The organism is Luteimonas sp. A611 (assembly GCF_054072715.1).
In genome coordinates this window covers 38227-53117 of sequence record NZ_JBSVRP010000003.1, presented here as the reverse complement: position 1 = coordinate 53117, position 14891 = coordinate 38227, and the positions used below count along the sequence as shown (strand labels likewise).

The 14891-nt window shown below is 68.1% G+C and carries 12 protein-coding genes; 9 read left to right on the top strand and 3 right to left on the bottom strand.

All coding sequences use genetic code 11. From position 1 onward, the window contains the following. Nucleotides 1–447 precede the first annotated feature (447 nt). The 7 genes from ACW5EG_RS13490 to uvrD all read left to right on the top strand — a co-directional run bounded on the left by ACW5EG_RS13490 (nucleotide 448) and on the right by uvrD (nucleotide 11637). On the top strand, nucleotides 448–3666 hold the full coding sequence (locus ACW5EG_RS13490) for a TonB-dependent receptor (protein ID WP_457018907.1): 3219 nt from the start codon (nucleotides 448–450) through the stop codon (nucleotides 3664–3666). A gap of 191 nt (nucleotides 3667–3857) precedes the next feature. Beyond that, on the top strand, nucleotides 3858–4604 hold the full coding sequence (locus tag ACW5EG_RS13485) for a SapC family protein (protein ID WP_457018906.1): 747 nt from the start codon (nucleotides 3858–3860) through the stop codon (nucleotides 4602–4604). Nucleotides 4605–4606: 2 nt separating this feature from the next. Then, nucleotides 4607–5629: a cupin-like domain-containing protein gene (locus ACW5EG_RS13480; protein WP_457018905.1), complete on the top strand. Its 1023-nt coding sequence runs from the start codon at nucleotides 4607–4609 to the stop codon at nucleotides 5627–5629. Between the two features lie 94 nt (nucleotides 5630–5723). After that, nucleotides 5724–7352 carry a tryptophan halogenase family protein gene (locus ACW5EG_RS13475; protein WP_457021871.1) on the top strand — a complete coding sequence of 543 codons (1629 nt, stop codon included), beginning with the start codon at nucleotides 5724–5726 and terminating at the stop codon, nucleotides 7350–7352. 7 nt (nucleotides 7353–7359) lie between these two features. Next, nucleotides 7360–8070, top strand: coding sequence for a DUF6445 family protein (locus ACW5EG_RS13470; protein ID WP_457021869.1), 711 nt, complete (start codon nucleotides 7360–7362; stop codon nucleotides 8068–8070). A gap of 70 nt (nucleotides 8071–8140) precedes the next feature. Next, nucleotides 8141–9397, top strand: a complete 1257-nt coding sequence (locus tag ACW5EG_RS13465; RefSeq protein WP_457021867.1) for a cation:proton antiporter — start codon at nucleotides 8141–8143, stop codon at nucleotides 9395–9397. Between the two features lie 59 nt (nucleotides 9398–9456). Beyond that, entirely contained in the window at nucleotides 9457–11637 is a 2181-nt protein-coding gene (gene uvrD / locus ACW5EG_RS13460; protein ID WP_457021865.1) for a DNA helicase II, read from the top strand. A gap of 19 nt (nucleotides 11638–11656) precedes the next feature. Here uvrD and ACW5EG_RS13455 read toward each other — a convergent pair whose 3' ends face one another. Continuing rightward, nucleotides 11657–11899, bottom strand: a complete 243-nt coding sequence (locus ACW5EG_RS13455; protein ID WP_457018900.1) for a hypothetical protein — start codon at nucleotides 11897–11899, stop codon at nucleotides 11657–11659. A 144-nt stretch (nucleotides 11900–12043) separates the two neighbouring features. Here ACW5EG_RS13455 and gnd point away from each other — a divergent pair, with 144 nt between their 5' ends. Both gnd and ACW5EG_RS13445 read left to right on the top strand, forming a co-directional pair. Continuing rightward, nucleotides 12044–12949: a phosphogluconate dehydrogenase (NAD(+)-dependent, decarboxylating) gene (gene gnd / locus ACW5EG_RS13450; RefSeq protein ID WP_457018899.1), complete on the top strand. Its 906-nt coding sequence runs from the start codon at nucleotides 12044–12046 to the stop codon at nucleotides 12947–12949. Nucleotides 12950–13042: 93 nt separating this feature from the next. Next, nucleotides 13043–13492 (top strand): universal stress protein, encoded by a 450-nt coding sequence (locus ACW5EG_RS13445; RefSeq protein ID WP_457018898.1) that lies wholly within the window; start codon nucleotides 13043–13045, stop codon nucleotides 13490–13492. Between the two features lie 9 nt (nucleotides 13493–13501). Here the strand turns inward: ACW5EG_RS13445 and ACW5EG_RS13440 are convergent, their stop codons facing one another. Together ACW5EG_RS13440 and ACW5EG_RS13435 are read right to left on the bottom strand one after the other, a co-directional pair. Beyond that, nucleotides 13502–14545, bottom strand: a complete 1044-nt coding sequence (locus tag ACW5EG_RS13440; RefSeq protein WP_457018897.1) for an oxidoreductase — start codon at nucleotides 14543–14545, stop codon at nucleotides 13502–13504. A gap of 40 nt (nucleotides 14546–14585) precedes the next feature. Beyond that, the gene (locus ACW5EG_RS13435; protein ID WP_457018896.1) at nucleotides 14586–14882 is read right to left on the bottom strand and encodes a DUF2782 domain-containing protein; all 297 of its coding nucleotides are present in this window, start codon (nucleotides 14880–14882) and stop codon (nucleotides 14586–14588) included. Nucleotides 14883–14891 lie beyond the last annotated feature (9 nt).

Below are 14891 nucleotides of genomic sequence, written 5' to 3'. Positions count from 1 at the left end.
GCATCCCGGCACTGCCGGCGGTGGTTGCGCGGGCAACGACTGCGCTGTCATGCGGCCCGTGGCGGCTTGCTGCACCGCACGGTGACACCCCGCGTAACGATATGTTATCAAGTCGGCGCGCGTGTGTTAGCGCTAACAAGAATAAGAACGGGAAAACATGCAGGGAAGCGCCACCTCCCGCGCAACACGGCCGGTAGTCCGACAGGGGGACGGCGGGCGGGATAGGAGTCGATCGAGGTCTGTTGAAAAGCGCGTGGGCCCCAGGTCCCGTGCAGCCCGGAGGAAGGGCGCAACGCCGAAACACCTACTGAAGTCATGAATCTACGGGGAGGGCAGTCGAATGAGGGTGAACAGGATCCTGGAAGTTCCGCACTGGCGCGGCCAACAGGCCGCCGTGTGCAGCGACGCGCTTTTCTTCGCTCTAATCCAGTGCTGAGGACATATTCCATGAGCAACAAGAAGTTGAAAGGGTTGAAGTCAAAGGCAATGTTCACCTTCGTCGGTGGCGTGCTGATCATCAACCCGGTATTCGCGCAGGATCCGGCACAGCCCGAACCCGTCGCGCAGCAGACCCAGGCCGCGGCCCAGGACGCGTCGACGCTCGATACAGTCGTGGTCACGGGGCTGCGCAACAGCCTCGAAAACTCGATGAACATCAAGCGCGACAACAGCGGTATCGTCGACGCGATCAGCGCCGAGGACATCGGCAAGTTCCCCGACACCAACCTCGCCGAGTCGCTGCAGCGCATCACCGGCATCTCGATCGAGCGCCGCGACGGCGAAGGCGCCCAGGTCACCGCGCGTGGCTTCGGTCCGGGTTACAACCTGGTCACCCTCAACGGCCGCCAGATCCCGGGTGCCGACGGTTTCGGCAGCGGCGGCCTTGAGATCGGCGGCGTCGGTTCTGGTTCCCGTGGCTTCAACTTCGCCCAGCTGGCCTCCGAGGCCGTCAGCGGCGTGACCGTGTACAAGACCGGCCGTGCTTCACAGCCCAGCGGCGGCATCGGCGCCACGATCGACATCCTGACCTCGCGTCCGTTCAACCACCCCGGTGGCGAAATCATCGCCAGCGGCGGAATCAAGGCGATGTCCGACGAGTCGCAGATCCTCGACAGCGACATCACCCCGGAAGTCTCGGGTATCTTCAGCTACGCCAACCCGGACAAGACCTGGGGCGTGAGCGTGAATGCCAGCCACCAGAAGCGTCACGGCGGCTCGGTCCAGGCCACCCAGAACACTTGGAACGTGGCCCGCTGGACCGGTTCGGACAGCCGCTTCCGCCCGGACGCGGTGGTCGAGAACGCGCCGGCGATCGGCCAGCTGTACTCCATGCCGAACGACGTGCGTTACGCGTACCAGGACTTCGAGCGCGAGCGCCTCAACGCGCAGGCGGTGCTGCAGTTCGCCCCGACCGACGCGGTGGTCTTCACCCTGGACTACACCCACTCGAGCAACGAGATCGCCCAGAATCGTGGCGAGCAGACCCTGTGGCTGCAGAACAACCTGACCCACGTGACCTTCGACGGCAACCCGGATGTGGCCACCCCGTCCTACATCCGCGACCTGGCGGGCGGCGGCAAGGACTTCGGCTTCGAGCAGCAGCGCGACGAGCAGAAGTCCGAGCTCGACTCGATCGGCCTGAACATGAAGTGGGCCCTCACCGATAGCTTCACGCTGAGCGTCGACGCCCACAACACCAAGAACAGCAGCCGTCCGAACGACCCGATCACCGGGGGCAGCTCCACGGCGTTCAGCTTCGGCGGCTTCGCCCCGGATCCGAGCACCAACAACTGGACCCAGGAATACGAGTTCGGCAGCGGCCTGCCGATCGCGTGGAACACGCTGTATCCGACCACCGCGGACGCGCTGGCCGACACCAATGGCGTGGTCAACCCGGACTTCCCCCCGGAGCAGTTCGGCAGCCAGATCATGCGCATCTGGTCGACCCGGCAGGACAGCGAGGTCATGCAGGGCCGCGTCGACGGTGAGTTCGCGTTCGACAACGGTCGCTTCCTGTTCGGCGTCGACACCAGCGATACCAAGATGCGGCGCCTGAACGTCGACGGCCATACGCACCTGATGACCCTGGGTGACTGGGGCTCGACCGACCGCGGCCAGATCGCCGACATCGCTTCGCTGCTGAACCCGTTCAGCATCACCGACCAGTTCAACGACTTCAACGTCGGCCAAGCTGACTCGAACGTGTGGATCGGCAACGCCAGCGAGATGGCCCAGTGGGCCGAAGGCCTTTGCGCCGCCGGTACCGCGCCCGCGGCGTGGGCGGCGAACAACCGTTGCGACAACATCTCATCCCAGGTCCGTGACAGGTATGACGCTGACAACCAGGTCCGGGAGAAGACTCAGTCGGTGTACGTCCAGTGGGAGCAGGACGGCATGCTTGGCGACTTCCCGACCTACACGGTTGCCGGCCTGCGTTACGAGAAGACCGACCTGACATCGACTTCGGTCATCCAGGTGCCGGGGAGCATGGCGTGGCTGTCGAACAACGACTTCCAGGTGCGGACCTCGCCTGAATCCCAGCCGTTCAGCGAGACCAACAGCTACAGCTACCTGTTGCCGAACCTCGACTTCAGCATCGACTTCACTTCCGACCTCAAGGGCCGTGCGTCGTTCAGCAAGACGATCGCCCGCGCCCCGTACGGCAACCTGTATGCCGGCCCGACCGCAGGTGGCCCGAGCGGTTCGACCCTCTTCGGCGAGCAGTTCCGTGCCACGGGCAACGCCCAGAACCCGTCGCTGCTGCCGCTCGAGTCCGACAACCTCGACCTCGGCGTGGAGTGGTACTTCGCTCCGTCCAGCTTCATCGGCGTGACGTACTGGAACAAGCGCGTCACCAACTTCATCGGCAACACCGTGGTACGCGAGAACCTGTACGACCTGCTCGACCCGACCACCGGCGCGGACGCGCAGGCGGCCAATGCGTTCCTGGCCAGCCCGGCATGTGCTGCGCAGGTGACTGCGGCGGGTGGCGACCCTGCCGAGGGCTGCAACCAGAATTACACCACCCTGTTCGCTGCCACCGCGCTGCTCCGTTACGCCGGCGAGACCGGCGGCCTGGCGGCGTACGACGGTTCCGGCCCGCAGTCGCTCGCGCTTGAGGCCCAGTACGACATCATCGGCGATGCCGCCCTTGGCGACCCGCTGTACATGTTCGACGTCAATCGCCCTGTCAACCAGCGTGCGGCCAAGCTGCGCGGCTGGGAAATTGGCGGCCAGTACTTCTTCGGTGACACTGGCTTCGGCATGCAGGCCAACTACACCGTTGTGAAGGGTGACGTGGGCGTGGACCGTGCCGCTGATCCGGGTACGGACGTGTTTGCCCTGACCGGTCTGAGCGACACCGCCAACGCCGTGCTGATGTACGAGAAGTACGGCTGGTCGGCGCGTGTGGCCTGGAACTGGCGTGACGAGTACCTGCTGGCTGCCAACCAGAACGGCAACAACCGCAACCCGTACTTCGTCGAGGAGTACGAGCAGATCGACCTGAGCGTGAGCTACCAGCTGACCGACCAACTGACGGTTGCGGCTGAAGCGATCAACGTTACCGGCGAAGACACCCGCTGGAGCGCGCGTTCGCATAACCAGTTCGTGCGCGTGGTCGACCAGTCCCCGCGTTACATGGTGGGTCTGCGTTACGTGTTCTGACCGCAACAGTGATGTAGCAAGTTCCATGGAAAGGCAGGGACCGTCGCTTCGGCGACGGTCCCTTTTTTCTCTGCCCTGCTGCAGGCCGCGCGCCGCTTGCGGGCGATACCCGGTTGCCGATATGGTCCTCGGGGGGAAGCACTGCTTCCGGGAAGGGACCCCTGCGGTCCGAAGGACAAGTTGGAGCCTAAATGGCCCGTTACGAACTGCTCAACAACGTCGCGCACAGCCACCTGCGCGTGTCAGCGCGTTTCAGCGCCGATTACGGCGATGACGTCGGCATGGTCGAGGCATTCCCGACCGAGTTCGCCGAGATTCAGCGCGAATACCCGATTTTCTTCCGCAAGGATTCCGACGGTTCGTTCCATGCCGTTGCACTGCTCGGCTTCGGGCCGAACGAGAACCTGTACCTACGTGATGACGCATGGCAGGCCAACTACCTGCCGGCGGTGATCGCGCGTGGTCCGTTCCTGATCGGCTTCCAGGAGCAGATGGTCGACGGCGAACTGCGCAACGAGCCGGTGCTGCACGTCGACCTGGAACATCCGCGCGTGCGCGATGGCCACGGCCACCCGGTGTTCGCGCCGCAAGGCGGCCATAGCCCGTACCTTGAGAAGGTGATGCGGGTGCTGCGCGGGCTGCATGCCGGCGCCGGCGCGGCCAAGACCATGTACGCAGAGCTGGAGCGCCTGGAGCTGATCCAGCCGGTGCAGCTGGACGTGCGTTTCGACGACGACAGCCAGATCAACCTCGAAGGCCTGTACGGCATCGACCGCGAGCGCCTGGCCGCGCTGGACGCCACCCAGCTGCACCAGCTGCACAGCGCCGGCTGGCTGGAAGGCGTCTACCTGCTGGTGTCCTCGCTGCACAACATGCAACGGCTGGTCGCCGAGAAGCAGAGCAGGCTGCACGCACAGGCAGCGGGCCGGGCGGCCTGAGCATGTTTGACCGGCTGCCAAAGGTGCGTGTCCTGGAGGGTTTCAGCGCCGGGACCTTGCCGGTCGATCGCCTCATTGCCGAGAATCTGCCCACCGTGCTTCCGGGCGTGGCTCGCCAGTGGAGCCTGGTGCAGGCCGGGCTGGAGTCGCCGCGCACGGCGATGGAACAGCTGCGTGCCAGCTACAACGGGTGCCCGGTGCAGTACAGCTGGGGCGAGCCGGCCACCAGCGGCCGACCGTTCTACAACGATGATTTCACCGCACTGAACTGCCAGGTGCGTCGTGGCACCCTGGACCAGGTGCTGGACGAGCTGGCCTCGCATCTGGACGACCCGGCGCCGCCCACCTACTACGTGGCCTCGCTGCTGGTCGACTCCTCCTTGCCGACCCTGCGCCAGCACAACGACCTGGGTCTGGAGCAGCAGGGGGTTCAGGCGCCGCCCAGCATCTGGATCGGCAACCGGGTGACCGCGTCCTGCCATTACGACGCGCCGAACAACATCGCCTGTTGTGCTGTCGGCCGTCGCCGCTTCACCGTGTTCCCTCCCGAGCAGGTGCACAACCTGTACCCGGGCCCGCTGCAGCCCACGCCCGGCGGCCAGGCAGTGAGCGTGGTGGATTTCGATGCCCCGGACCTGGAGCGCTTCCCGCGCTTCGCCGCGGCGATGGAGGCCGGCCAGACCGTCGTGCTGCAGCCTGGTGACGCGATCTTCATTCCCAGCCTGTGGTGGCACCACGTGAAGGGGCTGGATCCGTTCACCGTGCTGGTCAACTACTGGTGGAGCAGCATGCCGGAGTGGATCCCCACGCCGATGCATGCGCTCAACATGGCGCTGTGGTCGATCCGCGACCGCCCCGAGCACGAAAAGCGCGCTTGGCGGGAACTGTTCGAGTACTACGTGTTCGGCCCGGCCGGGCTGGCCGGCGCGCACCTGCCCGAGCAGGGCCGCGGCGAGCTGGGCCCGTTCGACGAAACCGCCGCCCGGCGCATGCGCGCGGCGTTGCTGTCCAGACTCAACCGCTGACCGCCTGCGGGCAGCGGATTCCGGCGCCGCGCTGGTGCGACGTCGTTACTTCGCCAGCCGCCTTCGCGGCGGGCCCTTGAATGGAGGGGATACCTTGGAAAAGAACCGGATCCGCAAGGTGGTCATCGCCGGTGGCGGCACCGCGGGCTGGGTGACGGCGTGCGCACTGACCCACCAGTTCCGCGACCTGCTTGACGTCACCCTGGTCGAGTCCGAGGAGATCGGCACCGTCGGCGTGGGCGAGTCCACGATCCCGACCATCCGCACCTTCCACAAGCTGCTGCAGATCGACGAGCGCGAATTCCTCACCGCCGTGGCCGGCAGCTTCAAGCTGGCGATCTCGTTCGAGAACTGGATCCGTCCGGGTTCGCACTACTTCCATCCGTTCGGCACCACCGGTGTGAACACCTGGTCTTGCGACTTCCACCAGTTCTGGCTGGAAAGCCGCCGCCGCGGCATGCAGAGCGATCTGGGCGACTACTGCCTGGAAACCGTCGCCGCACGCCAGGACCGCTTCGCCCTGTTCAATACCGGCCAGAACACCCAGCAGTGGTCGATGCGCTGGACCCAGGCGGCCGCGATGGAGCGTAAAGATGTGAGCTATGCCTACCACTTCGACGCCGGGCTGTATGCCGCGTTCATGCGCATCAAGTGCGAGGGCAGCGGGCTCAAGCGGGTCGAGGGCAAGATCGCCCAGGTACGCCAGGACCCGGACAGCGGCTTCGTGCAGGCGCTGGTGCTGGAGGACGGGCAGGTCATCGAGGGCGACCTGTTCATCGACTGCACCGGCGCGCGCGCGGTGCTGAGCGAGCAGGCGCTGCACACCGGCTACGAGGACTGGAACCACTGGCTGCCAAGCAACCGCGCGGTGGCGCTGCAGACCGAAGCCGATGGACCGGCGGTGCCGTACACGCGCGCGATCGCGCACGAGGCCGGCTGGCACTGGAAGATCTCGCTCCAGCACCGGATCGGGTGTGGCATCGTGTTTTCCGACGCGCACATGTCCGACGACGAGGCGACCGCCAAGCTGCTTGCCGAGAACCCGGCCAAGCCGCTGCGCGACCCGTGGATCATTCCCTTCCGCACCGGGCGCCGGCGCAAGGCCTGGAACAAGAACGTGATCGCTTTGGGCCTGGCGAGCGGCTTCATCGAGCCGCTGGAGTCCACCAGCATCCACCTGACCCTGAGCGCGGTGACCCGGCTGGTGCAGTTCTTCCCCTTCGAGGGCATCAGCGAGGCGGCGGTGGACCGCTACAACCAGGTCAGCCGACAGGAGCTGGAACACGTTCGCGACTTCGTCGTGCTGCATTACCACCTCAACCAGCGCGACGAGCCCCTGTGGAAGCAGTGCCGCGAAATGGAGCTGCCGCCGGGCCTGGCCGAGCGCATCCAGGTGTTCCGCGAGACCGGCTACGCGTGGCAGGGGGAGGACGAGCTGTTCCGCCTCGATTCCTGGACCCACTGCATGCTGGGCCAGGGCGTGGTGCCCCAGAACCACCACCCGCTGACCCGCGCGCTGTCGGATGCCGATCTCAAGCGCCTGCTCGAGGGCGTGCGCAAGCCGATCGATGGTGCGGTAGCAGCCATGCCCAGCCACCAGCAGTTTCTCGACAGCTACTGCAAGGCGCCGGCCTCGGCCTGGGAACAGATGTACGCACGCGCCCGGCAGCATGAGCGGGTGACCGGCAAGGTCGCGGGCGTCGGCGGAGACCTGACCAGGTGACGCGCAGGTGCTGATCCAGGCGCACCCCGGACTGCGCCTTCAGGTGCGGCGGATCGGCGCGGAAGAGGCGCCGCTGCTGGTCATCGACCAGGCGGTGGCCGACCCCGATCGCCTGGTGCGCAAGGCGGCGCGCGGGCATTTCGCGCCGCACGGGGCGATGTTTCCCGGCGTGCGGATCCGCGCGCCGATTTCCTATGAAGTGTTCCTGGAGCAGTTGGTCCGGCCGCTGTTGGCCGAACACTTCGGGCTGCCGGCGCAGGGACGGTTCGCGTTTCCGACCTGCCATTATTCGCTGGTGACGCTGCCGCCGCAGCGGCTGAGCTTCCTGCAGCAGATCCCGCACATCGATTCGGTGCAGGCCAATGGCCTGGCCACGGTCCACTATCTGTTCCGCGGCGACTGGGGAGGCACCGCCTTCTACCGTCACCGTGCCACCGGCTTCGAGTCCGTGGACGCCTCGCGGCATCAGGCCTACTACCAGACCCTGCAGGAAGAGAGCCGGCGCGAAGACGCGACCGGCATGGGGTATATCAACGGGGATTCCACCTTGTTCGAACAGATCGGCAGCGTCGAGGGCGTCTACAACCGCATCGTGGTCTACCGGCGCAACGTGCTGCATTCGGGCAACATCGACAGCACCCGCGTTCCGCCGGCGGACGTCCATGCCGGACGCCTGTCGATCAACAGCTTCATCGACGTCCTGGAGCCGTCGCAGTGAGCCGGGCTGCTGCCGACGTGGGTCCGGGCCGGTCCTGCCGAATCGTCGCCTGCCGCGCGCAGGTGTCGGCGTGAGCCCGATGCTGCTGCTCCTGCTGCAACTGGTGCTGGTGCTCGCCGCAGCCAAGCTCTGCGGCGCCGTGCTGCGCCATTTCGGCCAGCCGCCGGTGATCGGCGAGATGGCCGCGGGCCTGGTGCTGGGGCCGCTGGTGTTCGGGGCGTGGGCACCGCAGGTGCATGCGGCCGTATTCCCGGCCGCGTCTCTGCCGATGCTCGCGGGCCTGGGCACGCTGGGCGTGAGCCTGTTCATGTTCATCATCGGCGCCGAGCTGCGCGCGCCCGAGGGCAGCGCCAGGCAGGTGCGTGCCGCGATCTCGATCGGCGGGTTCGGCATCGTGCTCCCGTTCGCGCTTGGGCTGGCGATCGCGCCGTCGCTGTATCGCGCGTTCGCACCCGATGGCGTCGGCTACTGGCCGTTCGCGATGTTCATCGCTGCAGCGATCTCGGTCACCGCATTCCCGGTGCTGGCGCGCATCCTCAAGGACCGCGGCCTGACCCGCTCCACGCCGGGCCGGCTCGCGCTGGCCGCTGGACTGGTCAACGACGGCGTCGTGTGGATCTTCCTGGCCGCGGTGCTGGCCCTGGCCGGCGGCGGCTCGGCAGGCGGGGTCGCGTTGACGGTCGCAGGCGCGGTCGCCCTGGTAGTGGTGACCTTCGGGCTGCTCAAGCCGGTGTATGCCCGCCTCCTGCGCCCGGCCACGCTCGACGGCGAGCCGCGCGCATCCGCGCTCACGCCGGTGCTGCTGGGGCTGCTGGCCTGCGCCGCGTTCGCCGAATGGATCGGCCTGCACGCCATCTTCGGCGCCTTCCTGTTCGGCACCTGCCTGCCGCGCGACGACCGCCTGCTGCACTGGTTCGCCAGGCGCATCGAGCCGCTGGCGATCGGGTTGCTGATGCCGGTGATGTTCGTGGTGGCCGGGCAGGGCGCGACGCCCGATGCGTTTGGCAGCGCCGGCATCGGCGCGTTCGGCCTGATCCTGCTGGTGGCCATCGCCGGCAAGGTGGTGGGCTGCGCGGCGGGCGCGCGACTGAACGGTTACGGCTGGCGCGACAGCCTGGCGGTCGGGTCGCTGATGAACGCGCGCGGCCTGATGGAGCTGATCGTGATCAAGATCGGCTACGACGCCGGCCTGATCGGGCCGGCGCTGTTTACCATGCTGTTCGCCGTCACCCTGGTGACCACGGTGATGGCCTCGCCGCTGGTGCGCCTGCTCTACCGCGGCCAGCACGCGGACGCGGCCGATGCTGGGGCCGAACGGGCCTCCTGAGATACGCACGGCCGGCCGGGGTTCCCGGGGCTGCGACAGCGGTCGCCTAGAATGGGCGCATGGATGTTTCCCACCTGCTTGATGGGCTGAACCCGGCCCAGCGCGAAGCCGTGTCCGCACCGCCCGGCCATTACCTGGTCCTGGCCGGCGCCGGCAGCGGCAAGACCCGTGTGCTGACCCACCGCATCGCCTGGCTGCACGAGGTGGTCGGGGTGCCGCTGCACGGCATCTTCTCGGTCACCTTCACCAACAAGGCCGCGGCCGAAATGCGCCACCGCATCGACGCGCAGCTGCGCAACGGCGCGCGCGGCCTGTGGATCGGCACCTTCCACGGCCTCGCCCATCGCCTGCTGCGGCTGCACTGGCAGGACGCCAGGCTGCCCGAAGGCTTCCAGATCCTGGATTCGGACGACCAGCTGCGCCTGGTCAAGCGGGTTGTGCAGCAGCTGGAGTTCGACGAGGCGCGCTTCCCGCCGCGGCAGATCGCGTGGTGGATCAACGCGCAGAAGGACGAGGGCCGCCGGCCGCAGAACATCCAGTCGGGCGGCGACGAGTGGTCGGAGGTGATGCTCAAGAGCTACGCGCTCTACCAGGAGCGCTGCGACCGCGCCGGGCTGCTGGATTTCGCCGAGATCCTGCTGCGCGCGCACGAGCTGCTGCGCGATACGCCGGCGCTGCTGGCGCACTACCGGCAGCGCTTCGGGCAACTGCTGGTGGACGAGTTCCAGGACACCAACGCCATCCAGTACGGCTTCGTGCGGCTGCTGGCCGGCGAGCAGGGACAGGTGTTCGTGGTCGGCGACGACGACCAGTCGATCTACGGCTGGCGCGGCGCCAAGGTCGAGAACATGCAGCGCTTCCTGCGCGATTATCCCGGCGCGCAGACCATCCGCCTTGAGCAGAACTATCGCTCCAGCGCCAACATCCTGGGCGCGGCCAACGCGGTGATCGCGCACAACCCCGAGCGGTTGGGCAAGCAGCTGTGGACCGACAGCGGCGAAGGCGAGCCGATCGACCTGTACTCGGCCTACAACGAGATCGACGAGGCGCGCTTCGTGGTCGAGCGCATCGGCCAGTGGGTGCAGGGCGGCGGCAGCCACGGCGACTGCGCGATCCTCTACCGCAGCAACGCGCAGTCGCGCGCGTTCGAGGAAACGCTGCTCGCCGAACAGGTGCCCTACCGCGTGTACGGCGGCGTGCGCTTCTTCGAGCGCGCCGAGGTCAAGGACACGCTGGCCTACCTGCGGCTGGTCGCCAATCGCGCCGATGACGCGGCGTTCGAGCGCGCGGTGAACACGCCCACGCGTGGCATCGGCGAGCGCACCCTGGACGAAGTGCGGCGGCAGGCGCGCGCCGGCGGCATCACGCTGTGGGAGGCATCGCTGCGCGTGCAGCAGGGCGCCGCGCTGCAGGCGCGCGCGCGCAACGCGCTGGCCGGCTTCCACACGCTGGTCGACGCGCTTGAGGGCGAAGCGGCGGAACTGCCGCTCAAGGACAAGATCGACCACGTGCTGCTGCGCTCGGGCCTGCGCGTGCACTACACCAACGAATCCAAGGGCGCGGCCGATTCGCGCGTGGACAACCTCGACGAGCTGGTGTCGGTGGCCTCGCGCTTTGTCAGGGGCGACGAGGACGATGCGGCGCAGCTCAGCGAACTGGTGGCCTTCCTCGCCTACGCCTCGCTCGAGGCCGGCGAAGGCCAGGCCCAGGCGGGCGAGGACGGGGTGCAGCTGATGACCCTGCACAGCGCCAAGGGTCTGGAGTTCCCGCTGGTGTTCCTGGCCGGAATGGAGGAAGGCCTGTTTCCGAACGCGCGCTCGATCGAGGAGAGCGGGCGCCTGGAGGAGGAGCGCCGGCTGGCCTACGTGGGCATCACCCGCGCGCGCCAGAAGCTGGTGCTCAGCTACGCCGAGTCGCGACGCCTGCACGGCCAGGACATGTACGGCATGCCTTCGCGCTTCCTGCGCGAGATTCCCGCAACGCTGCTGCACGAGGTGCGTCCGCGCGTGCAGGTCTCGCGCCCGGCGTTCACGCCGCAGCCGCGCCGCGACTGGGGCCATGCCTCGCTCGACCAGTCACCGGGACTGCGACTTGGCCAGAACGTGGTGCACGCCAAATTCGGCAGTGGCGTGGTCACCGACCTCGAAGGAGGCGGCGCGCATGCGCGCGTGCAGGTGAACTTCGATGACGCCGGATCGAAGTGGCTGGTGCTGGCGTACGCCAACCTGACGCCGGGGTAGCGGCGCAGCGGCGATGCCCTTACTTGCGGATCGGGAAGCCCGGCGATTCATCCAGGCTGCCGTCCGCGCGCAGCACCGCGTAACGCTCGCCGTAACGGTCGATGACCACCGGGATCGGGTCCTCGAACATCGGCCGACGCACGAACTCCAGCGTCCAGTGAAAGTGCTCGAGGGTCTCCAGCGCCTGCAGCTGTGCAGCCGTCAGGCCCTCGCGCAGCGCGCGCGCATCTTCCTGCCGCTGGCGTCGCTCACGTCCGTACATGTCGACAAGTGTTGCGGCGCAGCCCTGCACGACATGTGAAAACCTGCATCCCGGGCTGGTTGGGCAGCTGTCGCGGCGCGGGCATGCAGCGCTTACGCGGCGTGATGCATCATCATGGCCTGACCACGAGGCAAGGAGCATTCGATGCAGCTGGGCATGATCGGACTGGGCCGGATGGGCGCGAACATGGCGCGGCGCCTGCAGCGCGATGGGCATGAGGTCGCTGGATTCGATCCATCGGCGGACGCGCGCGCAGCGCTGGCGGCGGATGGCATCGCCACCGAAACGACGCTCGACGGACTGGCCGAGCGCAGCGGCACCCCGCGCGCGCTGTGGATGATGGTGCCCGCCGGCGCGGTGGTCGACGCCACGATCGAGGCGCTGCGTCCGCTGCTGTCGCCGGGCGATGTGCTGGTCGACGGCGGCAATTCCTTCTACCGCGACAGCCAGCGCCGCGCGCAGGCCCTGCGCGAGGCGGGCATCGCCTATGTCGACGTCGGCACCAGCGGCGGCGTGTGGGGGCTAGACGAGGGCTACAGCCTGATGGTCGGCGGCGACGCCGATGCCGCCGCCGCGCTCACGCCCTTGTTCCGCTCGCTGGCGCCCGCGCCCGAGCGCGGCTGGGCCCACGTCGGCCCGGACGGCGCCGGCCACTACGCGAAGATGATCCACAACGGCATCGAGTACGGAATGATGCAGGCCTATGCCGAGGGCTTCGCGATCCTGGAGCGTCGGCCCGATCTGATCCCCGACATCGCCGGCCTGGCCGAATTGTGGCGGCACGGCAGCGTGGTGCGCTCGTGGCTGCTCGACATCACCGCGGCGGCGCTGGCGGACAATCCGACGCTGGAAGGCATCGCGCCCTGGGTGCCCGATTCGGGCGAGGGACGCTGGACGGTCGCCGAGGCGATCGAACTGGATGTGGCCGCTCCGGTCATCACCCAGTCGCTGATCGAACGCCTGCGCTCGCGCCAGGACAATGCCTACGCCGACCGGATGCTGGCGGCGATGCGCGCGGGCTTTGGCGGACATGGCGTAAAGCCGGGCTGAGTGCGGCCGGCAAGCCGGGCTTGCTCCGGATCAATGCATGCAGGGGCCGGGCGTGGTTCCATGCAGCGTCCACGACAGCGGAGGTGTTCTTCGATGTACAGGCATATCCTGATCGCGAGCGATGGCTCTGAGCTGGCCGGCAAGGGCCTCGACGCCGGCCTCGCGCTGGCCGCGGCGCTGCAGGCCCGGGCGACCCTGGTGACGGTGTCCGATCCCTGGCAGGCGATGATGGCAGCCGAGCCATCGGGAATGGCGCTGGGCGCCGAGCTGCGCGAGGAACGGCGCCGGGAAAAGCAGGCGCAGGCGCAGTCGGTCATCGATGACGCACGGGCGCGGGCGACGCACAGCGGCGTGGCCCTGGACACCGTCTACGTGCCCGAACGCCTGGCCGACGAGGCCATCCTGGAAACCGCCGCCAGCTGTGGCGCGGACCTGATCGTGATGGCTTCGCACGGCCACCGTGGGCTGCGCAAACTGCTGCTGGGCAGCCAGACCCAGTCGGTCGTCAGCCGCGGGCACCTGCCGGTGCTCGTGGTGCGCTGAGCGCGTCGCTCAATTGAATGCGATCGCGCGGCCACCGGCAGCGCTTTCGCATCCGGCCTCGAGCACGCGCATCACCGCCAGCGCCTGTTCGATCGCCACCGGCGGCGGGCCACGCCCGAGCACGGCATCGCGCATAGCGGCGTAGCAGGCGCGATAGTCGCCGGGCGGTCCGTGAAACACGCGCTCCAGCGCGCGACCATCCCCGTCGATCGTGGTCAGCAGGCCGGGCTGTTCATCGAGGCCCCAGTCCGGGCCGTCGGGTGCGATGCCATCGCGCAGCGCGGCTTCCTGCGGGTCGAGCCCGTGCTTGATGAAACTGCCGCGCGTGCCGTGCACAGCCAGGCGCAGGCCGCTTGCCGGCACCAGCACGCCCGCATGCAGGACCGCGCGCAAGCGCGGGTAGCGCAACACAACATGGAAGAAATCGTCGACCACCGCGCCCTCGCGCTGCACGGCGATATCCGCCTGCACCGACAGCGGCGGGCCAAACAGCTGCAGCACCTGGTCGACCAGGTGCGGCCCCAGGTCGAACCACAGTCCGGCGCCGGGACCGGCGCGCTCACGCCAGCGGTCGGGCACCTGCGGCCGGAACCGGTCGAAGTGCGAATGCAGCTCGGCCACTTCGCCCAGCGCGCCGGAGTCCAGCAGTCCGCGCAGGGCGAGGAAATCCGCGTCCCAGCGCCGGTTCTGGAACACGCTGGCGATGCGCCCGGCGGCCCGCGCCGCGGCAGCAATCTGTCGCGCTTCCTCCAGGGTCGTGGCGAAGGGCTTGTCGACCAGCACGTGGCGACCGGCCTGCAGCGCCGCGATCGCCAGCGGCGCATGCACCGCATTGGGCGCGGCGATGACCACCAGATCGATGTCGGGCCGCGCGAACGCTGCTGCCGGATCCGCGACCACGTCGGCCTGCGGGAAATCCGCCTGTACGCGCGCAGCATCGCTCGACACCACGGTGTGCAGCCGCAGCCCTGGCGTATGCGCGACCAGCGGTGCGTGGAACACCCGCCCGGCGTAGCCGTAGCCGACCAATGCGACGTTCAACGGCGGGTTCATGCGTGCAGGCCTGGTGGCCGACTGCCCAGGCGCGCCCAGCTCACCAGCCGAACAGCTTGAAATAGGTCTGCGGCGAATCGTCGCCTTCGCGCGTGGACAGCACGCGTCCGTCGCGGACGTACAGCAGGTAGGTGGGCCCGCGCGAAGGCTGCACCTGGACCACGCGCAGATCGCCGTTGACGCGGTATTCGGTGATCACGTCGCCGTTGGCCTCGGTGCGCACGTTCTCTTCGGCGCCCGGCGGGATCTCGACCGTCGCAGGCGCAGTCGTGGCGCAGGCGCCCAGGGTCAGCAGCGCAGACAGGGCGAGGGGCAGGAGCAGGCGACTGGCGTGCATGGAGATCAT